The sequence below is a fragment of the Salinibaculum rarum genome (assembly GCF_030505615.1).
In the GTDB taxonomy this organism is placed as follows: domain Archaea; phylum Halobacteriota; class Halobacteria; order Halobacteriales; family Haloarculaceae; genus Salinibaculum; species Salinibaculum rarum.
On sequence record NZ_CP129992.1, the window covers coordinates 722,784 to 749,451 of the forward strand.

Below are 26,668 nucleotides of genomic sequence, written 5' to 3' on the forward strand. Positions count from 1 at the left end.
CTTAGAGTTGTGTGTGCGTCACCAAGTTCTTCTGACAGGTTCGAAGGCTTTAAGTCGATAGACGGTTCACTCACAGGTACAATGGCAGACTGTCCCGAGTGCGGGGGCGACGTGACCCTGCACGACGACCTCGAAGTCGGAGAGATTGTCGACTGTTCGACCTGCGGTGCCGAGCTCGAAGTCATCGACGACGACCCCGTCGAACTCGATACGGCACCCGAACTCGAAGAAGACTGGGGTGAGTGAGGTGTACGCGACCCGCGAGCGTCGTGGGCAGCCACTGGCCACGGCGGTGCCGAGCGTTCCGAGGCAGCGCGGGTCTCGTCACGGTCGAGCGGTGCACACGAGTAGCGGCCAGCGTGTTCGTCGCTGGAACGTACACCGCGAGACACCGGCCGGGTACGACCGGCCAACTCCCTGGAGACACACATGAAAGTCGGAATCCTCTACTCGCGCATCCGCAAAGACGAGAAGCTCTTGCTCTCGGAGTTGCGCGAGCGCGACCACGACGTTGCAAAGATAGACGTTCGCAAACAGCGGTTTGGCCTCTCTGAGCCGCCCGAAGCCTTCGACGGTGTCGACGTTCTGGTCGACCGCTGTCTGGCGACCTCCCGGAGTCTCTACACGACGGAGTTTGCCGACACGTACGACGTTCCGGTCGTCAACGGCGCCGAAGTCGCCGAAGTCTGTGCGGACAAAGTGAAAAACAGCCTCGCGCTCGAAGCGGCCGGTGTCCCGACGCCGACGACCGAAGTCGCGTTCACCAAAGACGCCGCCATGGAGATTATCGAGGACTTTGGCTACCCCTGCGTCATCAAGCCGGTCATCGGTTCGTGGGGCCGCCTGATGGCGAAACTCGAGAGCGACTCGGCGGCCGAGGCCGTCCTCGAACACAAGGAAGTGCTGGGCCACTACGAGCACAAGGTGTTCTACATCCAGGAGTTCGTCGAGAAGCCCGGCCGCGACATTCGCGTGCTGGCCACGGACGGCGAACCGGTCGCCGCGATGGTCCGTTCCTCGGACCACTGGCTGACCAACGCCGCGAAAGGTGCCGACACCGCCGAGTTCGAACTCGACGACGAAGCGCGCCGACTGGTCAAAGAGGCCAGCGACGCCGTCGGCGGTGGCCTGCTCGGCGTCGACTTGATGGAGACCGGTGTGGACGAAGACGGCAATCCGACGGGCTACACCGTCCACGAAGTCAACCACAACGTCGAGTTCAAAGCGCTCGATGGCGTGACTGACGTTGACGTACCTGCACGCGTGGTCGACTGGCTCGAAACGAAAGTCGAATCCGAGACGGATACAGAGGTATCGACATGACCTATTCCGCGAGTGTCGTCGGTGCCAGCGGCTTTACCGGCGGGGAACTGCTCCGCCTGCTGGATGGCCACCCCGAGTTTGAACTCGTTCAGGCCACCAGTCGGTCGAAGGAAAACAAGACTATCGGGCACGCACACCCGAATCTCCGCCACACCGACGTTCGCTTCTCCCATCCCGAAGACCTCGAATCGGTCGACGTCCTCTTTGCGGCAACTCCCCACGGCGTCTCGATGGAGCGTATCGACGCCTTCCAGGACGCCGCCGACACGGTCGTCGACCTCTCGGCGGATTTCCGTCTGAACACCGAAGCTCAGTACGAGGAGTGGTACGACGGCCACGAACAGCCCGACCTGCTCGACGACGCCGTCTACGCGCTCCCTGAACTCACACGCGACGAGCTACCCGGTGCTGACCTCATCGCCTCCGGCGGCTGTAACGCCACGGCAACCATCATGGGGCTGCTCCCGCTCGTCGAGGAGGGTATCCTCAGTGGTGACGAGCAAATCGTCATCGACGTGAAGGTCGGCTCCAGCGAGGGCGGCGCTGGTGGCGGCGAGGCCTCCTCTCATCCCGAGCGCTCGGGTGTCGTTCGCCCCTACGCGCCGACCGGGCACCGCCACGAGGCCGAAATCGAGCAGTTCCTCGGACTGGACGTGTCCTTTACCGTCCACGCCGTCGACATGACTCGCGGCGCGAGCGCAACCTGTCACGTCTTCCCCGGCGAACCCGTCTCGAAGGGGGACCTCTGGGGAGCCTATCGCGGCGCTTACGAAGAGGAGCCGTTCGTGGAACTGGTCGCGGGCGGCGGTGGCGTCTACCGCTACCCCGAACCCAAGGCCGTCGCCGGCACGAACAGGGCGGAGGTCGGGTTCGAACTCGACGCCAGCAACAAGCGGCTGGTCGTGTTCTCGGCCATCGACAACATGATGAAAGGCTCGGCGGGCCAGGCGGTCCACGCCGCAAACGTCGCGCTGGGCATCGAGGAGACGGCCGGACTCGAGTTCCAGGGACTGCACCCCGTCGGTGCGCCGTAGTCACGAGGTGAGTGTTTTCATGACAGTAGTTATCAAAATCGGTGGCGCTCGCGCGGTCGACCCCGAAAGTGCCATCGCCGACGTTGCATCGCTCGTCACGGGTGACCCGGACCAGCAGGCTGCCCCAGAGGGTGGCGCTGGGCCATACGACGTGGTCGTCACCCACGGTGGCTCGACAGCCGTCGACGACACGCTCGAACGACTCGGCATCGGCCCGGAGTACGTCGAGACGCCGAGCGGCGTCGTCGGCCGATTCACCGACGAGGAGACGATGGACGTCTTCGAGATGGTGATGCCCGGCCTCCTCAACACGGAGATGGTCGCAAGTCTCCAGAGCGAGGGCGTCGACGCCGTCGGCCTCTCGGGCGTGGACGGAAAGCTCCTCCACGGCCCCCGGAAATCGGCCGTCCGCGTCGTCGAAGACGGGAAAAAGAAGATTCGCCGCGGCGACCACTCGGGCAGTCTCAAGGAGGTCAACGGCGACCTGCTCGAATCGTTGCTCTCTGATGGCTATACGCCCGTCGTGAGTCCGCCGATGGCCGGCGCTGACGACGGAGACGTGACTCCGGTCAACACGGACGCCGACCGGTCGGCTGCCGCCATCGCAGGCGAACTCGACGGGACGCTCGTACTGTTGACGGACGTCCCCGGCATCCTCGAAGACCCCGACGACCGCGAGACGCTGATTCGGGAGGTCGAGACGCCCGAGGACTGGGAGCGACTGGAGGCGGCCGCAGAGGGATTCATGAGTCGGAAAGTCATGGCAATCAAGGAAGCACTGGAAGCGGGCGCGAACGAAGTCGTCGTCGCCGACGCCAACTTAGAGCGACCGATTGCCACCGCGCTGGAGGGAGACGGGACGCACGTCTATCCCAGCGCACTCGCAGAAGGAGGTGACGAACAGTGAGCGGATTCGTCTTCTCGGAGAAACCCATCCAAATCGAGGAGGGGGACGGTTCCTTCCTCTACGACGACAGCGGTACCGAGTATCTGGACATGGGCGCAAGCTACGCCTGCGTCCCGCTGGGCCACGACCACGACGCCGTGCAGTCGGCCGTCAGCGAGCAACTCTCGAAGTTGACCTACGTGCAGGCGTCCTACCCCAACGCCGCTCGGACGGCACTGTACGAGCGGCTGGCCGAGACCGCACCCGACCCCATCGGGAAGGTGTGGCTCTGTAACTCCGGCACGGAGGCCAACGAAGCGGCCCTGAAGTTCGCCCGCTCGGCGACGGGCAACTCGAAGATCGTCGCCACGATGCAGGGCTTTCACGGTCGGACGATGGGGTCGCTGGCGACCACCTGGAAGGACAAGTACAAGAAACCCTACGAGCCACTCATCGGCGACGTCGAGTTCGTTCCCTACGACGACCCAGAAACGATGGCCGAAGCCGTCGACGACGAGACGGCGGCGGTCATCGTCGAGCCCGTCCAGGGCGAGGGCGGCATCAATCCCGCCAGCGACCAGTTCCTCCAGCGCACCCGCGAGGTGACCGAGGACGCCGGCGCAGCGCTCATCTTCGACGAAGTCCAGACCGGCATGGGACGGACGGGGTCGCTGTGGGCCGCAGAAGACTCCGGTGTCGTCCCCGACATGATTACGTCCGCGAAAGGGCTGGGCAACGGCCTGCCAATCGGCGCGACGCTGTGTCGGGACTGGATTGCCGACAACTACGGCTCCCACGCCTCGACGTTCTCCGGCGGTCCTGTCATCTCAGCGGCCGCCGAGGCCACCGTATCGACCATCGTCGACGAGGAGATTCCCGCCCACGCCGCCGATGTCGGCCAGTACCTTCGTGGGCAACTCGAATCGGAACTCGGCGACGGCGCACGCGAAGTCCGTGGCGAGGGGCTCATGGTCGGCATCGAGGTCAAGCGCGGCGCGAACCGTATCCTGAAAGAACTGGCGTTGAACCACCAGCTGCTGGCGCTGCCAGCCGGCCGGACTGTGGTGCGTCTGCTCCCGCCGCTGACGATTACGAAAGAGCACGCCGACAGCGTGGTCGACGCGCTGGTGGAGGTCATCAATGAGTGAGGCAAGTTGCCACGCGACTCGGAATCGCAAGCGGGAACGGCCCGCGAGCGCGCTGTCGTGGCTGGAGGTGAGCACATGAGCGGGACGACCCAGCGCAGCGAAGCCCGCGAACTCATCGAGAAACTCGTCGCCATTCCGTCGGTGACCGGCAACGAGCGGGCCTGTGCCGAGCAACTGAAGACATTTTTCGAGACACACGACCGTGAGGTGTGGATAGACGAGATGGGCAATCTGCGAGCGCCCGCCGACGACAGCGTCCTGCTGACCTCACACATCGACACCGTCCCCGGCGACATTCCGGTTCGGGTCGAACGGATGCCCGACGAGGACGCCCACTGGGGCGGGAACGGTCCCGTTGACGCCGGTGGCGACCGTGACGTCCTCTGGGGTCGGGGCAGCGTCGACGCGAAGGGACCGCTGGCGTCGATGGCCGTCGCCGCAGTCCGGACCGGGGCGAGTTTCCTCGGCGTGGTCGGCGAAGAAGTCGACTCCCGCGGGAGTCGGTTCGTCGTCGAGGACCGCGAGGGCGAACCCGACGCCGTCATCAACGGCGAACCCTCCGGCTGGGACGGCATCACGCTGGGCTACCGGGGGCTCGTCGCCGGGACGTACGTCGCGACCAGCGAGTCGGGGCACACCTCCCGCCCGGAGAACAACGCGATTCAGGACGCCATCCAGTGGTGGGCCACCGTCGAAGACGAGTTCGCCCACGACGAGTGGCAGCCGGTCTTCGAGCGCGTGACGCCAAAGCCAATCGACATCGACGGCGGCCTCTCGGTCGATGGCCTCTCCGTCGAGGCGACGATGGACGTGCAACTGCGCGTGCCGCCGTCGATGACCACCGAAGAGGTCATCGAGATTACGGACGGCTATCTCGACGTGGCCGACCGGGTCAACTGGGACGACCGGGTCGAGCCGGTGATGATGAGTCCGCGCAACGAAGTCGCACGAGCGTTCCGCGGGGCGATTCGCAAGGAAGGCGGCGACCCGCGACTGCTCCGGAAGACCGGCACGAGCGACATGAACGTCTTCGCACAGCACTGGGACTGTCCGATGATTACCTACGGCCCCGGCGATTCGGACTTAGACCACGCACCCAACGAACACCTCGTTTTGGACGAATACGATAAGGCAGTGGCGGTCCTTGAAACCGCCACGGAGCGGCTCTGCTAACTATGGATTTCGTTGACGTCGACGACCTCACGACTGACGAACTGCACGCCGTCCTGGACCGGGCGGCCGACATCAAGGCCGCCCAGGAAGACGGGACGGCCGCCCAGCCACTGGCAGACCAGACGCTGGGCATGATTTTCGAGAAACCCTCGACGCGGACGCGGGTCTCCTTCGAGACGGGAATGACACAGCTTGGCGGCCACGCCATCTTTCTCGGCCCGGACGACATCCATCTCGGCCACGGCGAGCCGATCAAGGACACCGCTCGTGCCGTCTCTCGGTACGTCGATTTCATCATGGCGCGGGTGTTCGACCATCAAGACATCGTCGACCTCGCCGAGTACGCGACGGTGCCGGTGGTCAACGGGCTCACTGACGACGCCCACCCCTGCCAGACGCTCGCGGACTTGCTGACGATTCGCGAACGCTTTGGCTTCGACACCTCCGTCGCGTGGGTCGGCGACGGCAACAACGTCGCCCAGTCTTTCGTCCTCGGTGCGGCAATGGTCGGACTCGACCTTACCGTCGCGACACCCGAGGGGTACGGAATCGACGACGACGTGCTGGCGCGGGCCGACGAACTCGGGAGCGCACCCGAGACGACGACCGACCCCGAGGAGGCCATCGCCGACGCCGACGTCGTGTACACGGACGTGTGGGTCAGCATGGGCCAAGAGGACAAACGCGAGCAGAAACTGGCGGATTTCGAGGGGTTCCAGCTCACTACCGACCGTGTCGGCGACCGGGCCGTGATGCACTGCCTGCCCGCCCACCGCGGCGAAGAGGTAACCGACGACGTCCTCGAAAGTGACACCGCCATCGTCTGGGACCAGGCGGAGAACCGGTTGCACGCCCAGAAAGGATTGCTCGTCTGGTTGAGCGAGCAGTAGCACGCCGAACGGAGTGAGGCGCTTTTTCCCCAAGTTTTTGCGCGAGTAGTTAGCGAGCACTGCGAGACCCGAAGCGCGCGCACGTCGGCATCTCAGACGGTTCCTCCTTTAAGTAGTGAGACGGTCGTGTGCCACCCGTCTGACGGGCGCAACATTCGGCTTCCATATTGCGGTTCTGTATCGATGATTTCTCCCGAGGGTTTAAGTTACCAGACTCCATCGATTCGGGTGCAGTCGCGACTGCACGTCACACGCTCTATGTTTTGGCGGTGAGCGTGCCGTCTTTCGGGCTATCTCCCGACGTTTATGCATCGCGCTGGGGTAGTACCGACTATGCTCGATTTGTCGGCCGTACTGGCGGCCCGGGACCGGGTCGCAGAGACCGCCCGGCACACGCCGCTTGACTACTCACACACGATTTCGGCGATGACCGGCACGGACGTCCACCTGAAACTGGAGACGTTCCAGCGCACTGGCGCGTTCAAGATTCGCGGCGCGACCAACCGTATCGCGACGCTTCCGGAGGCCGAGCGAGCGGCTGGCGTCATCACCGCGAGCGCCGGCAACCACGCGCAAGGCGTCGCGCTCGCGGCCACGCGAATGGGCGTCGACGCGAAGGTGGTGATGCCCGAGAACGCCCCCATCTCGAAGGTGAAGGCGACCCGGAGCTACGGCGCCGAGGTCGTACTGGAGGGAGTCGACTACGCCGCTGCCGCCGAGTACGCCCACGAACTCGAAGCCGAAGAGGACCGCTACTACCTGCACGCGTTCGACGACGAGATGGTGATGGCAGGCCAGGGGACCATCGGCTTAGAGATTATCGAAGACCTGCCAAGCGTCGAGACAGTGGTCGTCCCCATCGGCGGCGGCGGGCTCATCAGCGGCGTCGCGACGGCGCTGAAAGGCAAAGACCCCGACGTGCGCGTCATCGGCGTCCAGGCAGAGGGCGCATCGAGCGTCGCCCGGTCCCTGAAGAAAGGCGAACGTATCGAACTGGACGCCGTCGACACCATCGCGGACGGCATCGCAACCAGGACTGTCGGCGAGAAAACGTTCGAGGTGATTCAGGAGCGCGTCGATGAGGTGGTGACCGTCTCCGACGACGAGATTGCCGTCGCGTTGACGACGCTGTTAGAACGCGGCAAAACGCTGGTCGAGGGCGCGGGTGCAGTCCCGCTGGCCGCGCTCATGTTCGAGACGTTCGACTACGACGACGACGAGACCATCGTCCCGGCGCTGTGTGGCGGCAACATCGACATGAACACGCTGACGACGGTCATCGTCCGTGGCCTGGCCGAGACCGGACGCTATCTGCGCTTCCGGACGATTCTGGAGGACCGGCCCGGCGCGCTGGAGGAACTGGTCAGTATCATCTCCGAAACGGGAGCGAATATCTACGCCATCCAGCACGACCGGACCTCCCGGGACGTGGCGATGAACGACGCCGAGGTGGAACTCGACGTCGAGACACGCGGCCCGGACCACGTCGACGAACTCGTTGCCGCCCTCGAAGCGGCAGGGTACGAAGTGGACGTACTGGTCTAGCGTTACCAGACGGCGAGAGTCGTTCGCGTCCCAAGTCGCCCAGCCGTCGGTCAGTATGTGTAGAGGTGGCCGCCCTCGAAGGTGAGGTCCCCGCCGTTGAGATGGCGGGCACGCTTGGAGAAGCCGAAGGTAAACAGGTTGGCCACGTCGATTGGTGCCATCATCTCCTTGACGCGGGACTCGCCGAGCATGACGTCTTCGACGACCTCCTGCTCGCTGATGCCTCGCTCCTCGGCGGTGTCGGGAATCTGATTCGTGACGAGCGGTGTCTTCACGTAGCCCGTCGAGACGCTAAAGGAGCGAAGCGTGCCCTCGCCTTCGGCAGCGATAGACTGCGTGAGCCCGCGCAGACCGAACTTCGCGGACATGTACGCGACCTTGTCCTGGGTGGCGATGTGGCTGTGAATCGAGGCCATGTTGCCGATAGCGCCGACGCCGTCGTCGGTGGCACGGATATGAGGAATGGCGTGTTTGGTGACGAGGAACGGGCCACGGAGCATCACGTCGAGTAACTCGTCGAATTTCGCTGTCGGGAACTCCTCGATAGGCGAGATGTGCTGGAGTCCCGCGATGTTGGCGACGTAGCGCAGATCGCCCAGTTCCGCGGCGGCCTCGACCATGCTTGCGATGTCGTCCTCGTTGACGAGGTCGGCAGTCACCGTCTCGACGTTCTCGGCAGCGTCACACGCTCGAGCCTTCTCGACGGTTTCGGCGAGTCCCTCCTCGTCGACGTCCGTCGCGACGACGGTCAGACCGTTGTGTGCGAGTGCGATTGTCGTCGCGCGTCCGATGCCGGACCCCCCACCGGTGACGATAGCGACAGCGTCCTCGTTGAAATGGTCGTCGTCGACCGTCTGAATCTCCTCGACAGTCACTTCCGGCGGTTCAGTGGCACCAGATACCATGGTCGCATATCCGTTCTGCTGTCAACCCCAAAAAGGTACACCGCAATACGTGAACCATCGCGGCCCAGTCGGGCGGTTCACTGCGGCAGCCAAAGCTTGATAGCGACGGCGGGCGACCCCACGAGTATGAGCGAGGACTGCATCTTCTGTCAGATTATCAACGGCGAGATTCCGAGCAACACAGTCGCAGAGACCGAGACCGCGTACGCCTTTCTCGACGTGAACCCGCTCGCACGCGGCCACACGCTGGTCATCCCCAAAGCCCACCACGAGCGCGTCGGCGACATGCCGGCCGAGACTGCCGGCGACGTCTTCGAGTTGGTCAACGAGATTACGCCGGCCGTCGAGGACGCGGTCGACGCCCCCGCGTCGACAGTCGCGTTCAACAACGGCGAGGACGCCGGGCAGGAAGTGCCACACGTCCACTGCCACATCGTCCCCCGCTTTGCCGAAGACGGCGGCAAGCCGATTCACTCGCTGTTTACCGGCGCTGATGTTCCGGATGAGGAGATGGGCGAGATTGCCGAGGCGATTCGGGACGCACAATAGGAGCCACAGATGGCAACGTGTGCTCACTGTGGTACCGAGGTCGACCACCCGTTTACGTGTACACACTGCAACTCGCAGTTCTGTGGAGACCACCGCCTCCCCGAAAAACACGACTGTCCACTGCACGTTCCCGAATCAGGACAGGGCGGAAAGTCGACAGCCCACATCTCGGGACAGCACACGGACCGAAACAACGACGTCGAAGCGCCTGAGCCGATGGAGATGGACGACCGATCAACACCGGGAAGCACCGTCAGAGAGCCCCCGTCTGATACGTCGCCGGCAGTCGAAACAAAAGATGGTCCACAGGACCCAGCGCCACAGTCGTCGAGTTCGTCGCGGGTTCGACGGTGGAAACTCTCGTCGGAAGTGCTCGGCATTCGTCTCCGGTCCGCGACGCGAACAGCCATTCGACTGGCCGGAATAGGGCTGGTGGTACTCGCGGCGTACAATGCGTTACTCACACCGCTGTACGACACACCAGTTGTCGGATTCTATAGAGTCGCCGAAACGGCTGTTCTGACAGAGACATTCGCGTACGTCTACGTCGAAGACGTTGCAGCGGCTATGGTCGGTGCGGCGGTTGCGTGGTTTGTCTGAGCCATCTCGAGCAGCCAGCAAATCGCGTACTTTTTTCAGTGGGAGGGCAGCAGAGAGGCCCATGACACGGACGCTCGCGCTCGTCGGGGCGGCCGGCGGCGCCGGGACGACGCGGCTCGCAGTGGAGATTGGGGCAACGCTGACGCGAACGGGGCGGGACGTGGCCGTCGTCGACGCGGCCTACGAGACGCAGGGGCTCGCCGACTACGTGGAGACCATCGACGCGGACGTGACGGCACTGGTCACAGACGACGCGCAACTGGACTCGGTCGTCCAGCCGGCCGGTCTGGAGACGCCCGGCCAACTGTCGCTGTATCCGGCGCGAGCGCCGTTCGAGCGACTCGCCCGCGCGAAGACCGCGGGGGCGGCCGAGCGACTGGAGAAACAGATTGCCGCCATCGCGCTCTCACACGACGTGGTCGTCGTGGACACGCCGCCGGTCGCGACAAACCAGGCCGTCGCGGCGGTCAACGCGGCCGACCGCATCGTCGCGGTCACGCCGGACAGCGCCCGCGGCGAGGACGCACTCGCACGGCTGTCCGGCCGACTGCAGGACGTGGGCGAATCGCTCGACGCCGTCCTCGCGAACTTCACCGACGAGGAGGCGGTCGTCACCGACGCGGACGCGCGGGTCCCGGTCGCAGAGACGACAGCCCCCGCGCGCTGTCCGTCCTGTCTGGACACCGAGACGGCGTTCGCGCCGGCCGTCGCCGACGCCGCCGAGGCCGCTCTCGACGTGACACTCTCACTCGAGTTCGAATCAAGTGGCCGACTCGATGGACTGCTCGGCTAGGGTGCCCCGCCGGACGATACCGCAAAACAGCGGTAAAGCCTTGTCTGTGGCACTATATAGCACTGAGTGATGAGTACAAACGATGCGACAACCGACCGCCTGTCGAGGTTTACCGAGGCAGCCCAGCGAGTCGACGGGAAAGTGACACACACGACAGCAGACGATGTCGAAGATGTCCTCGCCGACCTGCTCGAAGAGCCCGCAGTCGGCGTCGAACTCGGCATCGACGGCATCTCGCTCTCGAATCTCCCGGTGACACTCGACCCGAACGGCGCCGAGGTAACGGGGGCAGCGACGGGCATCACCCAGGCCGCTCTCGGTATCGCCGACTACGGGTCGGTAGTCATCCGCGAGACGGCCGGTGAGGAGCCGGTGAGTCTGTTCGGCGAGACACACGTCGCCGTCGTCGCCGCCAGCGACATCGTCCCGGACATGCCGACTGCCTTCGAGGAGTTCGGCGAGTGGATGCGCACCGACAGCGCCGACGCAGTCATCGCCACCGGACCGAGTGCGACGGCTGACATGGGTGCGCTCGTGAAAGGAGCTCATGGCCCGCGTGCCGTCCACATCGTGGTGGTGGAGGACCGATGACGGCCAGCGAATCCCCACCGCGGAGTGAGAAAGCCGCCCGTATCCGCCACCTGCTGGAAACGGAGGGCGATGCCGTCGCAGGGAACACCCGCGGGTTCAATCAGGGCCGATACGACTCCGTTGCCAAACTCGACGACTACGAGGGTCTGAAAGCCGAGGCTCGCGAAATCAAAGAAGACGCAATCGAGCGCCTGCCAGAGTTGCTCGACAAACTCGAGGAAAGCGTCGAAGAAAACGGCGGTACGGTGTACATCGCCGAGGACGAGGCCGATGCCAACCGCCACATCCGGGAGATCTGTGACAACGTCGACGCCGACCGCGTCATCAAATCGAAATCGATGACCAGCGAGGAAATCGAGGTCAACGAACATCTCCAGAACGGCGGTATCGACGTCGTCGAGACGGACCTCGGGGAGTGGGTGCTCCAGCTGGCCGAGGAGGCACCCTCCCACATCGTCGCGCCGGCTATCCACAAGTCCTGCGAGGAGATTGCCGACCTCTTCGCCGAGCAGTTCGACCTCGACGAGCCACTGGAGAGCGCCAAAGAGCTGACGCACTTCGCCCGCGAGCGGCTGGGCGAACAGATTCTCGAGGCCGACGTGGGAATGACCGGCGCGAACTTCCTCACGGCGGACTCGGGGACGATGGCGCTGGTCACGAGCGAGGGTAACGCCCGCAAGACGGTCGCCGTCCCGGACACCCACATCGCCGTCGCGGGCGTCGAGAAAGTCATCCCGAGCGTCGAGGACCTCGCGCCGTTCGTCGAACTCATCGGTCGCTCGGGCACCGGACAGGACATCACCTCCTATCTCTCGCTGTTTACGCCACCGGTCGGGGCCCCGACCGTCCACGACGACGAGGAGCCACTCGGCGACAGCGACGACCGGGAATTCCACCTCGTGCTCATCGACAACGGCCGGATGGCGATGCGCGAGGACGACCAGTTGCGCGAGACGCTGTACTGCATCCGGTGTTCTGCTTGCTCGAACTCCTGTGGGAACTTCCAGTCGGTCGGCGGCCACGCCTTCGGCGGCGAGACGTACTCCGGCGGCATCGCGACCGGTTGGGAGGCCGGCATCGAGGGCGAGGACACCGCCGCGGAGTTCAACGACCTCTGTACCGGCTGTTCGCGCTGTGTCGATGCCTGTCCGGTTGGCATCGACATCCCCTGGATAAACACCGTCGTCCGCGACCGCATCAATCGTGGCGCCGACCCCGACCGCTTCGACTCGCTGGTCGAGGGACTGACCCCCGACGAGGAACCCGGCGGGCTCTCACTGCGCAAGCGCTTTTTCGGGAACTTTTCGACGCTTGCGAAGGTGGGGAACGCGACCGCACCGCTGTCGAACTGGGTCGCCGACACCGGCGTCGCTCGGGCCGCGATGGAGCGGGTCCTCGGTGTCGACCGGCGCCGTGACCTGCCGACGTTCGCGAGCGAAACGTTTCGGGAGTGGGCAGAGACACGCGAATCGACTGTCGACGACCCCGAGAGACAGGTCGTCGTGTATCCCGACCTCTACACCAACCGCGTCGCGCCGGAGCGCGGGAAAGCCACCGTGCGCACGCTCGAAGCGCTCGGCGTCGAGGTGCTCGTCCCCGAGGCCCCATCGAGCGGGCGCGCGCCGCTCTCACAGGGGATGGTCGCGACGGCCGAGAAACACGCCCACGGTGTCTACGCCGCACTCGCCGAACACGTCGACGCCGGGCGCGACATCGTCGTCGTCGAACCCAGCGCGCTGGCGATGTTCGAACGCGAGTACGAGCAGTTCCTGCCCGAGCAGTCCCACAAACGGCTGGCCGACGCGAGCTACGAGGTCTTAGAGTACGTCTACGGCCGCATCGAGAACGGCGCCGACGCCAGTCGGCTCAGCGACCCGACCGACACCGGCACCGACCGCGTCGCCTACCACGGCCACTGCCAGGGTCGAACACTGGGCGTCGACACGTACACCGAGACAGTGCTCCGACAACTGGGCTACGACGTGCGTACCTCCGACACCGAGTGCTGTGGCATGGCCGGTTCCTTCGGCTACAAGACCGACTACTACGAGCTAAGCATGGACGTCGGCGAGCCGATCCGTGAGCAGTTCACCGACGAAGACGGTCGCGACCGAACCGTACTGGCAAGCGGGACCTCCTGTCTCGACCAGCTGGATGCGCTGCTCGACAGACCGAACCAGCACCCAATCGAGTTTATCGCGCCCAGTTAGAGCAAATCAGCCGTCTCGCTTCTCGTTTCTGCCAGCGGGTCCGTTTCCGCATCGACTGCAAGTGCGTCCTCGATGGCTGCCCGTGCCTCCGGGAGCGGGTCGTGGGTCTCGACGTAGACGGCGAGGGCAAACTCCGTCTCGGAGACGCGGGCGAGCTGTCGGGCGTCAGTTCGGGGCAGTTCGCCGGCCAGATAGTCCTCGATGACGTCCCGTCCGGTCGGACCGACCGGACTGACGGACTCGCCCAGCAAGTGCAGCGTCTTCGCGGCGGTCATCGGCGCGACGTCGGCAGTCCGAGCAGCCACACCGATGCTGCCGCCACCGGCGTAGCGCTCGACGACAGTCGCAGCAGCCTCGCCAGAGCAGGGCAGTTCGTCCGCCACGGCGTCGAGACGCGCCGCCAGTGATTGCTCGGTTCTGTCGACGGTCGCGACGCCCCGGTCGCGCTGTTCCGTCGTCACTTCTACCCCCGCCGCGATGTCGTCTAACCCCATCGGTCGAGGCTGGTTCCGCTTCGGATTTAAAACTTCGAGATGTCCGCGCAGCGCCCTCACCGGCACCGGTCGGAGACGTTCTCTACTACCGACCGGTCACCGGTAGGTAGTTCGCAGCCGACACCCCCAAATTCCGGCCGAACGGCTCCGTTTTAAAAGTGCAAGCCGGGCCAAGGTTCGCATATGACGACAGCGACGACAGTACAGCGCTGTCCGGAGTGTAGTGGACGACTGCAGGCCGACGACTGCGAGACGGTCTGTACGGAGTGTGGGCTGGTGGTCGAGGAACACAACATCGACCCGGGACCCGAGTGGCGCTCTTTCGCCGAGGACGAGACCAATCCCGAGCGGACCGGCGCACCGCTGACGCGCTCTCGCCACGACAGAGGCCTCTCGACCGAAATCGGACGGTCGACGCGCCTGAAGGGACGGAAGCGCCGCCAGATGGCGCGACTTCGCCGCCAGCACAAGCGCACACAGATTGCCTCGAAGGCCGAGCGAAATCGCGTCTACGCCTTCACGGAAATCGACCACGTCGTGAACGCGCTGGACCTGCCCGAGAGCATCCAGGAGCGAGCCTGTGTCCTCTTCGAATCGGCACAGGAGGAGGGACTGTTACAGGGACGCTCTATCGAGGGGTTCGCCGCGGCGGCGGTGTACGCGACCTGCCGGACGGCTTCTGTCTCCCGTACCCTCCCCGAGGTCGTCGACGCCGCGCGGGCGAGCCGGGACGAACTCGACGTGGCCTACGACGCGATGAACTGCGAACTGGGACTGCCGACTGGCCCGATTCACCCCAAAGAGTATCTAGCCCGCTTCGCCAGCAGACTCGACCTGCCGACGAGCGTCGAGCGCCGGGCCCGCGAGTTCGCCGAGCGCGCCCGTGAGGAGGGTATCGACAACGGCCGCAACCCCGGTGGCGTCGCGGCGGCGTGTCTCTACACGGCCGCACAAGAAGGGGAGCGAAAGCTCACCCAGAAGGAGGCCGCATCGGTCGCAGACGTGACGCCGGTGACGCTCCGGTCGACGTACTACGACCTGGTCGAGTGAACGGCGTCGGCCAGTTTCTCGAACTGGGCCGCCGCGGGACAGTCCGGCTGGACTGTCCGGACCGGATGGCCAGCCCGCTGTGCGCGGGCGAGCGTGTCCGATTCGGACACGGTGAGGACCGGCGCACCGAGTGCGTCGGCGATATCGTCCGTGTCCGTCCGGGCGGTCCGGTTCAACACGACGCGGACGAGCGGCGTCTCGACGGTGCGAGCGAGTTCTCGCACGCGCATCGCGTCGGCGAGTGCCGGCTCGGTCGGTCGCGCAACGAGCACGCAGGCGTCGGCGGCGAGCAACGGGACGCCGGCATCACTGCGGAGCCCGGCGGGACAGTCCACGACGACACACCCGTAGCTGGTCACAATCCGGGAGAGGACGTCCTCGAGTGCAGCCGGGTCGGTCGCACGAGCGCCGGCGAGCGAGCGCCCGCAGGGGAGCAACGAGACCGGCCCGCCGTCGTGGACGGCCTCCAGCGGGTCCGCGCGACCGGCGAGGACATCGTGGAGGTCGGGGCCCCGACCAGCCGGCAGGTCTGCCATCGACAGGTCCGCGTCGACGGCGACGGCGTCGAGTTCCGCGGCGAGGTTCAGCGTGACAGTCGACTTGCCGACGCCACCTTTGCCGGCAGTGACTGCCACAATCATGCCAGGCGGGCGAGTGTCTCGACTGGAAGGTCGACCGCCTCCGCGCGGTCGGCAAGGGTCGCACACCGCTCGGCGACGGCAGTCAGGGCCGCCCGGTCGGCCGCGAGCCGGTCCGGGAGTGTGCGCACCTCCTCAGGCCCTCCCACGGCATCGATGGCCTCGATTGCTTCGTCGACCGACGTCGCACCGGCGAGACGGTCGGCGTCGGCGAGTCGCTGTGTGACGCCGTCGAGCCAGTCATCGACGCCAGGCGGGACGGTATCGGTCTCCGAGTCGTCAGCGTCGGGAAGGCGTGTCCCGGTGTCCGGGCCGATAGCGTCCTGTGGCGGGGAAGCGTCGCCGAGTTCCCGGACGAGACTGCGTGCAGTGGGCGTCTCCTCGTCGGTCGGCGGCCGCTGGTCGACGAGACGGGCCGGCGGGTCGGCGGGGTCGGCCGGACAGGCATACCCCAGCGCGAGGGTTCCATCGACGACGCCAGCGAATCCCTCGTCGTCCCAGCCAGCCGCAGGGACGCCCTGCTCTCTGGGTGGCCAGACCGGCCCGTCGAGGCAGTTGTCGACGCGGACGTGGGTGGGTTCGTCGCTCGAAAGCGAGAGGGTGACGAGCGTCGCCTCCCCCGCAGTCGTGGTGTCACAGGTGAGCGAGACCATGGGCGGTCTGGCTCGGATTCGGATTTAAATTATCGTGCGGAGACGCGGATGACCGGGGTGGCGAGCCAGGCACTCGCCGCCCGCGCGCTCGGAAACCGGTCACACGCAAGCACGACCGGCGCGTCGAAGGCCGCAATCCGCGCGACGGCCAGTGCCGCCGTCACGGCGTCCACGTCGAAGGGGTCTGTCACCCGCGCCGGGCCACCCGGAACGCCTTCGACAGCGCAGGCGTACGCGTCACGGACGCGGTCGACGAGCGCCGCGCGTGCCTGTCGCCGGAGGTTCGCGAGGTCGTCTTCGAGCGCCAGGCGCTGTTCGAGGCGGTCGCGGACGGCCCGTGCCTCGCGGCGACGGCGCGTGAGATTCTGCCTGGCTGTCACAGCGGTCGTCTCGGCTTCCGAGAGCTCCCGGGCGGCGTCACGGAACCGCTCGGCTACACCGTCGGTCTCGTCGTCCCGGTCCCTCCGTGCAATCAGTTCACCGCGTGTCTGTGCGACCTCCTCCCGGAGTCGCTCGGTTTCCGTGCTCGCCGCGGCCACGGCTTGTCGCTGGTCTGCCGTCTCGACGTCCTCGATAGTCAGGTCTGCCAGCCGCTCGGCACGCGCCCGAATCTCGTCGTCGAACGGGGTCGAGAGGCCACGGGCGCGGGCGGCCTCAGCCAGCGCTGTCCGGGGACGAAGCCCCATCTCCGGGTGGACAGCACCGACCCGCTCGTGGACCGCGTGTGGGCGCCGGGCGCGAACTCGAACCGTCGTCTGCCCGTCGCTCGCGATGCCCTCGCGGACAGCACGGGCGACGGTTTCTGGGTCGGCCGACGCACACAGCGTCACCGTCCGGCCACAGGAGACCGCCCCGTCGACCTCGCAAATCACAGCTCCCGTCCCCGCATCCCGTCGGGGTCGGGGAGGTCACGACCGGCGGCAAAGCGCTCGTACGGTGTCGCCGGTTTCTCGCGTGCCTCGTAGGCCGTCGCGGCCTCGCGAACCCCTGCAGAGACGCGTTCGAACTCATTGAACGGTTCGGTCCACTCCACCTGAACTGCGGTCCCGTGTTTCTCCCGGAGACGAAGCGCCTGGAACGCGCCAAACTCCGTCGCCTCGAGCAGCGCCGCCCGGCCGAAGTGACGGACGACACAGTCCTCGTGAGCGCGGGCGACGTTGCGAAGCGTCTGACGCGCCGCTTGCGAGTAGGTGATGACCAGCAGCACACGCCCGTCTGCGAAGATGTCGGGCCTAAATCATTCGATTGTGTCCCGCGTCCGGACGCGGATCTCCTCGCCCAGCGAGACGCTGGCGTCGACCAGCGACGTGAGACCGGCGACCGTGCTCTCGTCGTGGGCCTCGGGGTCGACGTGGAAGTGCGCCCGCGCATCGGCCGCATAGACCTGGCCCGTAATCGCGTGCAAGAACTCGTAGACCGTCTCGAAGTCGACGTACTGCAACAGCGAGGTCAACGAGTCGAAACAGACGACGACGGGGGCCTCCCACTCGGAAAGGAACTGTCCAATCTGGATGCCCAGCCCAGTCAGGTCACTCGGCGTCGAGACCGTCTCGGTGACGACATCGTCTCGGTCGACATCGGCCGACCCGTCGCCGACTGTGATGACGCCCAGATTCCGTGCCGACGACCCGTGTTCTTCCCACTGGCCGAGGCAGGCACTCGCTTGCCGCGTAAACGAGACGAAGAGGGCGCTCGGCTCCTCGATGCCCGAAGACAGCAGCGACGTACACACTTCCCTGCCGTCCCCCATCGGTGGGACCTCAAGGAGGATGTTCGTTGCCCCGTCGAGTTGGTCGGTGACTGCTGTCATCTGTTCGTATTGTCTTTCGGACGGCCTTGGCGGTTAAACCGCTTTGTGTTTTGGCCCATTCAGACGTCCTCGGCCGGTTCGACCGAGAACTCGGGCGGGTCCGAGAGCAGGTCGGCGATACGGTCACGAGCGTCCTGTCGTGAGGTCGCAAGAACGACCAGCCCGTCGACTCGGGCCGGGCCCCGCGCACGATACGCGCGCGTCTCGTCGTCGAACTCCGTCGCGTACGTCCGGAGGATGCCCCGCACTTCCCGTTCCAGTTCCGGGAGCGTACACTCCTCGCCCTCGAAGGCCGACAGCGCTTCCTCGATGTTGCGGAGTGCAGAGATACGGTCCATCTATGTCGTTCGCAGGTGGTCGGTCTGTGGCTCGTAGACCTCGCCTTTCTGTTTGAGCTGGTCGATTTCGTGTTCGGCCTTCGAGGAATCCATCCCGGCCTCCTCGGCGCGCTCGATGATAACATCGACCGGCGCGCCCTCGTCGTACTCGTCTTCGATGTTCTCGATGAGCGAGAGCAGGTCCTTGATGCGGTCGCGCTGACTCTTGGAGGTCCCTGTCTCGACCATGTCGGCGTCGAGTTCGCCCGTCTCGGGGTCCATCCCGATGTCTTCCAGACAGTACCGGACGATGTCGACCGACCGCGCCGCGTCCTCCTGTTCGACGGTATCCGACAGCCGGATGCGGGCACTCGCTTCCGCCAGCCGAACCAGCGCTTCGAGTTTCCGGGCCGTGACCGGCACGGCGGCGTCTTCGTCGGAGCCACGCGAGCGCAGGTTCACGTAGAAGTCCTGTATCTCGCTTTTTGCCTCCTCGGTCATCGTCGGGAAGCAGTTTCGCTTGGCGTAGGCGATGTATTTGCGCAGGATGTCCGGTTCGATGGTCGGTGCGACCTCCTCGGTGACCGTCTCGACTTCCTCCTCGGTGTAGTTCGACGCGCTCGTCTCCGTGCGATGGGTGTGGAGTTCGCCGGCGTAGTTGGTCTGGATGATGTGCTCGGCGAGGTTCGCGTCCTCTTCCTCGTCGGGCTGGTCGGTGACGGTGAAGATAAGGTCGAACCGCGAGATGAGTGCAGGTTCGAGATTTATCTGCTCTCCTATAGGTTCGTACTGATCGAAGCGACCGTATTTCGGGTTTGCTGCGCCCAGTAGCGAGCATCTAGATTTGAGCGTGGCGTTTATTCCTGCTTTGCTGACACTAATGCTTTGCTGTTCTAGTGCTTCGTGCATCGCAGAACGGTCGTCGGAGTTGTGGACGACCATCCCGTTCGCGAGGAAGTTGTGGGTACCATCGACAGTGAGGTCGTACACTTTCGGGTCGCGGCGTTCCTCGAGTTCAGACAGGAGCGTTCGAATCCGCCTGCGCTTGCTCTCGATACGATTGAGGGCAACCGCTCGAACAGTATCGAACGATTCACCGTCGATGACGCCGTTGAACCACCGCGAAACGGTCGACCCGGCGACATCCATGTGGTCTGCAAGACGCTGCAGCGAGATCCCGTGACGGTCGAGTTCCGCTCTGAGAGCACGCCACGAGTCGGCACTCGACTCGGTATCGAGTAAGTCGGTCGCCCGAGTTTCGACGTCAGCCTCACCAGTCCCGAGGAGGTCAACGAGGCGCTGACGAAGGACTTCGAGACGACCGTCGTCGACAGACGGATCGGTTTTCTCGACGTCCGCCACCCGCCGCCACTTCACGTCGCCCCGAACCAGGTCACGGAGGTAATCGAGGTCGGTCTCGGCCGCGGTACTGACAGCATCCCGAAGCGCGTGCCGGACCGTCGTTTTGAGCGTCTCGTCGCTACCCCATCTTCCCGAGACCTGCTGCTGGGAATACGATGTCCCGTCCGCGAGTTCGTGCTGGGCGACGTGATACCGGTCTTTGAGCGGCGCGAGTCGGTCCCACGAACAGGGAGTCGAGAGGGTCTCGCGGTCTGCTACTGCTTGCTCGCGTCGGGCTTCGAACCGCTCGAGCACGCGCGCTGCCTTCTGAAGTGAGAAGTTCGCATCGCCGTTCTCGAAGTTACAGTAAGTCGTGTCTTGCAGTCCACACTCAGACTGGTGTAGTCGGAGCGAGTCGCGTGCCTGCGCGAACAGGTCACCACACTCCGGCAGGACATCGAGGATGGTGCGGTCACCGGCGGCGTTTTCGCAGACAGTGTCGAGTGCGTCCTGTTTCCGGTCTAGCGTGAATCCGACGTGGCGGTTGAACGCCGACAGTGAGTCGGCTACAGTAATCGCGAGAACGTAGAGGTCTCGCCCTTCAGTCCGTTCTCTGTGTTGTATCTGGCTGGTCACGCCAAACTCGGAGAGGAGCATCTTCGCGCCGAGCAGGAGTTCGTAACTCGCCGAGAAGATGGCTACCTTGCTATCGTCAACGTTGCCCTCGGCGTCGGCGAGCGCACGCAGGAACGCCGTCTTCACGTCGTCGTCTCCCTGTAACACTGCTGCTGGAACTCGTTTTCCTTCGTAGGTTTCGAGGTTCAATCCAGCCGCGAGCAACTCGTCGACGTACGCTTTCCCGTGGAGTCGAACCGTCTCGACGCCGTCGGAGCGCTGTTCGCTCGGGTGACGGACCGGTGTCGCGTCGAACACCTCGCGACATGCGCGCTCGAAGTCGGCCAGCAGTTCTTCTTCGGCGTTTGTGAAGCGAATGCCGTAGCTTCCCTCCTCGCGGTTGTAGTAGACGTTGCCGTCACCCGCGATGTACCCCATGAGCGCACCGAGCGCTGGTGGGTTCTGAGAGAGCGAGGTCTTAGCACCGTCCGCAGATGCAGCGACGGCCCCGCCATCCGACGCAGGGGTGGGAACCGAATCGGGGACGTACACCCAGTCCCCAGGTTCCAGTCCGGCCGCCGGCGTCTCCGTCCGTCGTCCCTCGTCAAGGACGAAGAACGGGTGGTCGGCGGTCGCAGTCACCGATTCGCCGGATTCGAGCGTCACGTCGCGAAGTGCAGACGGTGCCTCGTACTCGTGAACCGCCGTCACGTCGCGTGTCGTCAATTGTCCATCGTCGGTCATCGTCCAGACCGTGGCGTCGACGTCCCGAAGCGACCGTCCCTTCTCGTGGTACTCGACATCGCCGTCGGGGTCGGCAGCGAGCGTCAGCTCACGGATAGGGACGATACCGTCTCCCGTGTGAACGAGCGTCTCGCCCGTGACACACTCCATCTTGTCGAGTTCGTCCACCGCCGCGATTCCCTTGTCGGCTAGCACGAGCGCACCGGCTTCGAGCGTCCACTGCTGGCCGTCGCCGAAGTCATCGCGGACCGCAGCAGCAGTAAGACCCGCCGAGGATGCGCCTTTCCCGGAGGTGTACACTGACCGGGGGGCTATTTGTCGGATATATTGTAACATGGCCGACTTTCCCGTACCAGGGTCACCGATCAGAAGCATATGCAAATCGCCACGAATCCGTGAGCCGTCGGGGAGGTGTTTGGTGACACCCGAAAAGAGCTGGAGAATCATCGCCAGCTTCTGTTTCTCGTAGCCGTAGATGGAGGGCGCAATCGCGCCGACCATCTTCTCGTAGATACCGGATTCGTTCGAGAGTTCGACGATTTCCTTCTTGTCCTCGTCGGTGATGTCCATGTCCTCGAACTGCTCGTCCTCGATGGACACCGAGAGGCCGGTCATGTACACGTCGAACATGGCCGACTTCTCGCGGTCGTTGCCCTGCTGTTCGAGTTTGAGGATGCCGGTCACTTCGACGTGGTCGCCGGCGGTCACCTGGCCGGTGATGTCGTCCTCGATGTTCACGTCGATGCTCTGGGGCGTCTCGCCGCCGCGGAGTCCCTCGGGCGATTCCTGGATGCGGAGTTTCTGGGCGTCGATGAACTCCGACTGGTCGAAGTTGATGCGGAACGGACCCTGGCGTTCACAGCCCTGGCACTCATGAGGTTCCTGAAAGTCGCCGTCGGTCTGGGGGATGCGAGTGAGCGTGCCACAGCGCTGGCACTCGAAGGCCGCGGTGGTAATCTTCGGGCGGACGTCCGTCGCCTTGCGGACGATGCCTTTGACGGAGATGAGCGAGCCACGGTGGTCGGCGCGAATCTGGCGGATGCCCGTCGATTCGGGCAGGTTCTGGACGCGAACGTGGGCTTGCCCGAGCGAGACGTCGACGGGCAGGTCGTAGAGACGAAGCGCTTCCTCGGCGTACTCTTTGAGCTGCTGGGGCTTGTTCCGGAAGTCGTCGGCGAGGTCCGGGTCGAACCGGTAGAGGTCGTCCCAGTCGACGAAGAGAGATTTCTGCTCGGTCGGGTACTTCTGGGCGAGTTCCCCGATTGCGTTGCGGTAGTAGTTCCGGTAGAACTCCTCGAAAGTGTCGATGAGTTCGGTGTCGTCCGCGCGAGCCATCTGGTGAGCAAGGCTTAGTTGCCCTTCGTTCAAGAAGGTTCGCAAACGGGAGTGGAAGTGATTCCGGCATCGAGAAACCCACGGACTGCACGGCGGTCGGTGGCGAAGCGAAGGGGTGGGTATCGGGTGTAGCAGACGCGAAGACAGAGCACGTTGGGATTCGGTCACACCCACCGGAGTGAAAGTGGCCATCAAGTGAGAAAACCAGCAGACTGCAGTCGGACGACAGTGGAAAGAGAGGGGTAACGGCTGGAGCCATGGAATTAATCCACTGGCGGCCAGTTATCATCGTATGAGTGATTCGGTACCCGAGCGGATGGAACGGCTGGAAGCGGTCACCGACGACGCCGCGAAGGCGGCCCGGGAACGGGACGAGTTGGCCGACGAAATCGGGACGAAACTGGCCGAGTGTGTCGAACAGGCAGTGACAGAACAGGGGACGAACGTCGAGACAGCCGGAGAGTCGCCGTCAGACGGGACGTTCCGGTTCGCAGCACGGCTCGACCGGGCGGCGATGGTGGCCGCACTGACCAGCACGCTCCCGCACGGGTTCGCCGTCTCCCACGTCAACACCGACGGGACGCTGACCGTCGAGTGGACCGGGAGCGGCCGGACGCCGAGCAAGCGCGACCACGACGCAATCCTGAAAGCCATCATCAACGAGGAGACGGTCACCAAAGAATACGGACTCATCGAATCGGTACCCACTCGCGAGCAGGTACTCGCGCGGGCAGCGGAGTTGGGCGTCTCGCGGGATACTGCTGCGGACCGACTCGACCGCCTCGCGACACTCGATATGGTCGACATCGACGACGGATACGTCTATCCCGACAAGAACTTCTCACGGATATAGGCCGTACTGTCGGTAGAGCGGTCCGGAGTACTGCCGTTCGCAGGCTCGCTCGCCGCAAAATATAATGGGATCGCCCGGATTTGAACCGGGGTTACGGGCACCCAAGGCCCGAAGTATACCAGGCTAACCCACGATCCCGTATGCATCTATGCCACCGTCACAGAGTAAAGCGTTTCGTTGCGAGCGTGGGAGATGGGTAAGGGTCGCGGGACGTAACAATTTACTCGCTGGGCCGTGAGACTCCGGTCGTGGTAACGGTCCGTCGGCAGACGGTACTCGTGGGGCTGCTCGGAGTCGCGTCGCTGGTCGCGGCGGCGATTCTCTGGGAAGTCCTGCCGACGGTCTTTTTCGCGATTACTGTCGCGTACATACTCTATCCACTGCGCCAGTGGCTGTCGGCACACGGCACGGGCGCTCGGCTGGCGGCGGCAATCTGTACTGCCAGTGCCTTCATCACTGGCCTCGTGCTCGTGTTGCCGCTGTTTGCCGCGCTGTATCTGCGCCGCGGACAGCTGTTCGATTCGCTCCAACAACTCCCCGAGACAATCCCGGTCTCGGTCGGGGAGTTTAGCTATACGATAGACATCGCGTCGCTGTTCGTGACCGCTCGTGATCTGTCCGGCGACGTCGCGGTCGGACTCGTGCAGGCGGCCCCGGCACTGGCACTGAAGGTGTTTATCTTCACGCTGGTCGTCTACGCACTCTTGCTCCGGCCCCAGCAGGTCAGGCGAGCGATGTTCCGTCCCGTCCCGACAGCGTACCGCGACATCGTCTCCGCGTTACACGAGCGCACGCAGTCGATTCTGTACGCTATCTACGTCCTCCAGGCGGCCGTCTCCGTCGGCACCTTCCTCATCGGCTACGTCGTCTTCCTCGCGCTGGGATACGACTCGGCGTTTACCCTCGCGGTCGTCAGCGGCATCTTACAGTTTATCCCGATTCTCGGTCCGAGCGTGCTCGTCGTCGTCCTCGCGGCAATCGAGATACTCGCCAACGACGTGGCCGGCGCGATAACGATACTCGTGTTGGGCTTTGTCGTCATCGGCTTCCTCCCGGACGCGCTCATCCGCCCGCGTCTCGCGCGACTGACCACTGGGATGCCGGGCAGCCTCTATTTCGTCGGGTTCACCGGTGGTGTCCTCTCGGTGGGGCTGGTAGGACTGGTCGCCGGCCCCGTCGTCGTCGCGTTGCTCGCGGAGGCCGTCTCGTTGCTCACAGCGGAGTCGCCGACGGTCCAGCAGCAACTCGACTAGGTCGACTCGACCGGTCGGTCAGCGGCTTTCCACTCGGTGAGACTCCCCTCGTAGAACGCGAGGTTCTCGTAGCCGAAGTGTCGCAGGACGACGTAGGTGTGACTGATGCGGCGGGCGGTGTTGCAGTACAGCAAGATGCGCTTTTCTGGCACGATACCAGCCTCGTCGAGAATCGCTCGAATCTCCGAGTCGGGTTTGAGACCCCGGGTCTCGTCGTCGACGAGTTCCCGCCAGTCCAGTCGGATTGCACCGGGGATGTGTCCCTCGTCGTACTCTGACTGCTCGCGTGTGTCGACGATGACCGTCTCGGGGTGGTCGGTGGCCGCGGCGACGGCGTCGGCGTCGACCAGCGGCGTCGATTCGAGCGGGCGCACCTCGTAGTCGCTCGGGTCGGGGTCGGGCGCCTCGCCGGTCGTCTCGTAGTCGAGTTGCCACGCGCTGAAATCGCCGTCGAGCAGGTGCAGTCGGTCGACCGGGTGGCCGTACAGTTCGGCAGTGACCAGAAAGCGAGCGGCGAAGACGCCGTGGTGGTCGTCGTAGGCGACGATGTCGTCTTCCCGCGTGATGCCTGCGTCACACATCAGTGCGGCAAAGGCGTCTTCGCCGGGGAGCATGCCGCTTCCCTCGCCGGTTTCGGCGGCGTGTTCGTCGGCGCGAAACGAGTCGAAGGGGACGTTGGCAGCGCCCGGGACGTGGCCGATACCGTCGTACTCCCAGGCGTCGCGCACGTCGACGACGCGAACGCTGTCGAGATTGTCGGCCAGCCAGGCTGGCGAAACGACGAAGTCAGTCATTGGAAGCAGTTACGGAGCGACCGGTTTGAAGATGTCTCTCTGGGAACATCGAAGACAGTGGCAACAATCTCCGGTAGATGGCGCCCCAATTCCCACCGAGTGCCGGAAGCCGGAGACGACACTCTCCGGACAGCACCGTTCGAGCAACGACCCGGCAATAATGCGGCAGGTTATGCCGGGGAAGGGGAGGAGTGGCGGGACATGCCGAGAGTCGTAGGAATATATGGGTGGGGTGTGTATAGAGGAACGCAATCATGAGCGATTACGCCAACGACGTTCTCGTCTCTGCGGACTGGGTCGAGAACAACCTCGACAAGTTCGAGAGCGACGACCCCGGCCACCGGCTGGTCGAGGTCGACGTCGACACAGAGCTGTACGACGACAGTCACGCCCCCGGTGCAATCGGCTTCAACTGGGAGACACAACTGCAAGACCAGACCACACGGGACATTCTCACGAAGGAGGACTTCGAGGACCTCCTTGGCAGTCACGGCATCAGCGAGGATTCCACGGTGGTACTGTACGGTGACAACGCAAACTGGTTTGCCGCCTACACCTACTGGCAGTTCAAGTACTACGGCCACGACGACGTGAAGCTCCTCGACGGTGGCCGCGACTACTGGGTCGAAAACGACTACCCGCTCACCGAGGAAGTCCCCGAGTTCTCGGAAGTCGAGTACGACGCCGCCGGTCCGCGCGAGTCCATCCGCGCCTACCGCGACGACGTCGAGAACGCAATCGAGCGTGGCCTTCCACTCGTCGACGTCCGGTCGCCCGAGGAGTACTCCGGCGAGATTCTCGCACCCCCGGGCCTGCAGGAGACCGCCCAGCGTGGCGGCCACATCCCCGGCGCGAAGAACATCTCGTGGGCCGCCGTCACCAACGACGACGGGACGTTCAAATCGGCCGACGAAATCGAGGAGCTGTACGCCGAGGAAGGCATCGACGGTGACGGCACGACCGTCGCCTACTGCCGCATCGGCGAGCGCTCGTCGGTCGCCTGGTTCGCACTCCACGAACTGCTCGGCTACGAAGATACCGTCAACTACGACGGCTCCTGGACCGAATGGGGCAACCTCGTCGGCGCACCCATCGAAAAAGGTAATTAAGCGGTCGATTTCTTC

Annotated in this window: 27 protein-coding genes and 1 tRNA gene; 17 read left to right on the forward strand and 11 right to left on the reverse strand. The window is 64.6% G+C overall.

What is annotated here, in order from left to right:
- The first annotated feature begins 81 nt into the window (after nucleotides 1-81).
- The 8 genes from lysW to ilvA all read left to right on the forward strand — a co-directional run bounded on the left by lysW (nucleotide 82) and on the right by ilvA (nucleotide 7,999).
- Nucleotides 82-246 (forward strand): lysine biosynthesis protein LysW, encoded by a 165-nt coding sequence (gene lysW / locus QYL91_RS03965; protein WP_302082084.1) that lies wholly within the window; start codon nucleotides 82-84, stop codon nucleotides 244-246.
- Nucleotides 247-429: 183 nt separating this feature from the next.
- Complete coding sequence (gene lysX / locus QYL91_RS03970) at nucleotides 430-1,323, forward strand: lysine biosynthesis protein LysX (RefSeq protein WP_369685611.1); 894 nt, start codon at nucleotides 430-432, stop codon at nucleotides 1,321-1,323.
- Nucleotides 1,320-2,357 carry an N-acetyl-gamma-glutamyl-phosphate reductase gene (gene argC / locus QYL91_RS03975; protein ID WP_369685612.1) on the forward strand — a complete coding sequence of 346 codons (1,038 nt, stop codon included), beginning with the start codon at nucleotides 1,320-1,322 and terminating at the stop codon, nucleotides 2,355-2,357. Before lysX ends, argC begins: the two co-directional genes overlap by 4 nt.
- A gap of 19 nt (nucleotides 2,358-2,376) precedes the next feature.
- Complete coding sequence (locus QYL91_RS03980; RefSeq protein ID WP_302082085.1) at nucleotides 2,377-3,264, forward strand: acetylglutamate/acetylaminoadipate kinase; 888 nt, start codon at nucleotides 2,377-2,379, stop codon at nucleotides 3,262-3,264.
- Nucleotides 3,261-4,391, forward strand: a complete 1,131-nt coding sequence (locus QYL91_RS03985; RefSeq protein WP_302082086.1) for an aspartate aminotransferase family protein — start codon at nucleotides 3,261-3,263, stop codon at nucleotides 4,389-4,391. The genes QYL91_RS03980 and QYL91_RS03985 overlap by 4 nt, the downstream gene beginning before the upstream one ends.
- A gap of 75 nt (nucleotides 4,392-4,466) precedes the next feature.
- Nucleotides 4,467-5,564: a [LysW]-lysine hydrolase gene (locus QYL91_RS03990; protein WP_302082087.1), complete on the forward strand. Its 1,098-nt coding sequence runs from the start codon at nucleotides 4,467-4,469 to the stop codon at nucleotides 5,562-5,564.
- 2 nt (nucleotides 5,565-5,566) lie between these two features.
- Nucleotides 5,567-6,454 carry an ornithine carbamoyltransferase gene (argF, locus tag QYL91_RS03995; protein ID WP_302082088.1) on the forward strand — a complete coding sequence of 296 codons (888 nt, stop codon included), beginning with the start codon at nucleotides 5,567-5,569 and terminating at the stop codon, nucleotides 6,452-6,454.
- 333 nt (nucleotides 6,455-6,787) lie between these two features.
- Nucleotides 6,788-7,999 (forward strand): threonine ammonia-lyase, encoded by a 1,212-nt coding sequence (gene ilvA, locus QYL91_RS04000; protein ID WP_302082089.1) that lies wholly within the window; start codon nucleotides 6,788-6,790, stop codon nucleotides 7,997-7,999.
- A 50-nt stretch (nucleotides 8,000-8,049) separates the two neighbouring features.
- Here the strand turns inward: ilvA and QYL91_RS04005 are convergent, their stop codons facing one another.
- Nucleotides 8,050-8,904 (reverse strand): SDR family NAD(P)-dependent oxidoreductase, encoded by an 855-nt coding sequence (locus QYL91_RS04005; RefSeq protein ID WP_302082090.1) that lies wholly within the window; start codon nucleotides 8,902-8,904, stop codon nucleotides 8,050-8,052.
- 126 nt (nucleotides 8,905-9,030) lie between these two features.
- On the opposite strand from QYL91_RS04005, the gene QYL91_RS04010 reads away from it, so the two are divergent.
- The 5 genes from QYL91_RS04010 (at nucleotide 9,031) to QYL91_RS04030 (ending at nucleotide 13,647) form a co-directional block, all read left to right on the forward strand.
- Nucleotides 9,031-9,453, forward strand: coding sequence for an HIT family protein (locus tag QYL91_RS04010; RefSeq protein ID WP_302082091.1), 423 nt, complete (start codon nucleotides 9,031-9,033; stop codon nucleotides 9,451-9,453).
- Between the two features lie 9 nt (nucleotides 9,454-9,462).
- On the forward strand, nucleotides 9,463-10,053 hold the full coding sequence (locus QYL91_RS04015) for an AN1-type zinc finger domain-containing protein (protein WP_302082092.1): 591 nt from the start codon (nucleotides 9,463-9,465) through the stop codon (nucleotides 10,051-10,053).
- A gap of 61 nt (nucleotides 10,054-10,114) precedes the next feature.
- Entirely contained in the window at nucleotides 10,115-10,846 is a 732-nt protein-coding gene (locus QYL91_RS04020) for an AAA family ATPase (protein WP_302082093.1), read from the forward strand.
- A 69-nt stretch (nucleotides 10,847-10,915) separates the two neighbouring features.
- Complete coding sequence (locus QYL91_RS04025) at nucleotides 10,916-11,437, forward strand: LutC/YkgG family protein (RefSeq protein WP_302082094.1); 522 nt, start codon at nucleotides 10,916-10,918, stop codon at nucleotides 11,435-11,437.
- Complete coding sequence (locus QYL91_RS04030; RefSeq protein ID WP_302082095.1) at nucleotides 11,434-13,647, forward strand: LUD domain-containing protein; 2,214 nt, start codon at nucleotides 11,434-11,436, stop codon at nucleotides 13,645-13,647. The genes QYL91_RS04025 and QYL91_RS04030 overlap by 4 nt, the downstream gene beginning before the upstream one ends.
- Here QYL91_RS04030 and QYL91_RS04035 read toward each other — a convergent pair.
- Nucleotides 13,644-14,141: a DUF7858 family protein gene (locus tag QYL91_RS04035; protein WP_302082096.1), complete on the reverse strand. Its 498-nt coding sequence runs from the start codon at nucleotides 14,139-14,141 to the stop codon at nucleotides 13,644-13,646. The genes QYL91_RS04030 and QYL91_RS04035 overlap by 4 nt on opposite strands.
- Before the next feature lie 183 nt (nucleotides 14,142-14,324).
- On the opposite strand from QYL91_RS04035, the gene QYL91_RS04040 reads away from it, so the two are divergent.
- Nucleotides 14,325-15,191: a transcription initiation factor IIB gene (locus tag QYL91_RS04040; protein WP_302082097.1), complete on the forward strand. Its 867-nt coding sequence runs from the start codon at nucleotides 14,325-14,327 to the stop codon at nucleotides 15,189-15,191.
- On the opposite strand, the gene QYL91_RS04045 is transcribed toward QYL91_RS04040, so the two are convergent.
- The 7 genes from QYL91_RS04045 to QYL91_RS04075 are packed head-to-tail and all read right to left on the reverse strand — an operon-like array spanning nucleotide 15,173 to nucleotide 22,644.
- Nucleotides 15,173-15,832, reverse strand: coding sequence for a P-loop NTPase (locus QYL91_RS04045; RefSeq protein ID WP_302082098.1), 660 nt, complete (start codon nucleotides 15,830-15,832; stop codon nucleotides 15,173-15,175). The genes QYL91_RS04040 and QYL91_RS04045 overlap by 19 nt on opposite strands.
- The gene (locus tag QYL91_RS04050; protein ID WP_302082099.1) at nucleotides 15,829-16,482 is read right to left on the reverse strand and encodes a DUF7857 domain-containing protein; all 654 of its coding nucleotides are present in this window, start codon (nucleotides 16,480-16,482) and stop codon (nucleotides 15,829-15,831) included. The genes QYL91_RS04045 and QYL91_RS04050 overlap by 4 nt, the downstream gene beginning before the upstream one ends.
- Nucleotides 16,483-16,511: 29 nt before the next feature.
- On the reverse strand, nucleotides 16,512-17,354 hold the full coding sequence (locus QYL91_RS04055; RefSeq protein WP_302082100.1) for a DUF7856 family protein: 843 nt from the start codon (nucleotides 17,352-17,354) through the stop codon (nucleotides 16,512-16,514).
- On the reverse strand, nucleotides 17,351-17,689 hold the full coding sequence (locus QYL91_RS04060) for a DUF7855 family protein (protein WP_302082101.1): 339 nt from the start codon (nucleotides 17,687-17,689) through the stop codon (nucleotides 17,351-17,353). Before QYL91_RS04060 ends, QYL91_RS04055 begins: the two co-directional genes overlap by 4 nt.
- A 30-nt stretch (nucleotides 17,690-17,719) precedes the next feature.
- A complete protein-coding gene (locus QYL91_RS04065; protein ID WP_302082102.1) occupies nucleotides 17,720-18,292 on the reverse strand; it encodes a DUF7504 family protein in 573 nt (190 codons plus the stop codon).
- Nucleotides 18,293-18,351: 59 nt separating this feature from the next.
- Entirely contained in the window at nucleotides 18,352-18,630 is a 279-nt protein-coding gene (locus tag QYL91_RS04070) for a DUF7854 family protein (RefSeq protein WP_302082103.1), read from the reverse strand.
- Nucleotides 18,631-22,644, reverse strand: a complete 4,014-nt coding sequence (locus tag QYL91_RS04075; RefSeq protein WP_302082104.1) for an LAGLIDADG family homing endonuclease — start codon at nucleotides 22,642-22,644, stop codon at nucleotides 18,631-18,633.
- A gap of 292 nt (nucleotides 22,645-22,936) precedes the next feature.
- Here QYL91_RS04075 and QYL91_RS04080 point away from each other — a divergent pair, with 292 nt between their 5' ends.
- Nucleotides 22,937-23,497, forward strand: a complete 561-nt coding sequence (locus QYL91_RS04080; RefSeq protein ID WP_302082105.1) for a hypothetical protein — start codon at nucleotides 22,937-22,939, stop codon at nucleotides 23,495-23,497.
- Nucleotides 23,498-23,562: 65 nt separating this feature from the next.
- On the opposite strand, the gene QYL91_RS04085 is transcribed toward QYL91_RS04080, so the two are convergent.
- Nucleotides 23,563-23,635 (reverse strand) — tRNA-Pro (locus QYL91_RS04085).
- Nucleotides 23,636-23,745: 110 nt separating this feature from the next.
- Between QYL91_RS04085 and QYL91_RS04090 the strand changes: the two genes are divergently transcribed.
- A complete protein-coding gene (locus QYL91_RS04090; RefSeq protein ID WP_302082106.1) occupies nucleotides 23,746-24,750 on the forward strand; it encodes an AI-2E family transporter in 1,005 nt (334 codons plus the stop codon).
- On the opposite strand, the gene QYL91_RS04095 is transcribed toward QYL91_RS04090, so the two are convergent.
- Nucleotides 24,747-25,544, reverse strand: a complete 798-nt coding sequence (locus QYL91_RS04095; protein ID WP_302082107.1) for a sulfurtransferase — start codon at nucleotides 25,542-25,544, stop codon at nucleotides 24,747-24,749. The genes QYL91_RS04090 and QYL91_RS04095 overlap by 4 nt on opposite strands.
- A 254-nt stretch (nucleotides 25,545-25,798) precedes the next feature.
- Here QYL91_RS04095 and QYL91_RS04100 point away from each other — a divergent pair, with 254 nt between their 5' ends.
- Nucleotides 25,799-26,653, forward strand: coding sequence for a sulfurtransferase (locus QYL91_RS04100; protein WP_302082108.1), 855 nt, complete (start codon nucleotides 25,799-25,801; stop codon nucleotides 26,651-26,653).
- Nucleotides 26,654-26,668: the final 15 nt, after the last annotated feature.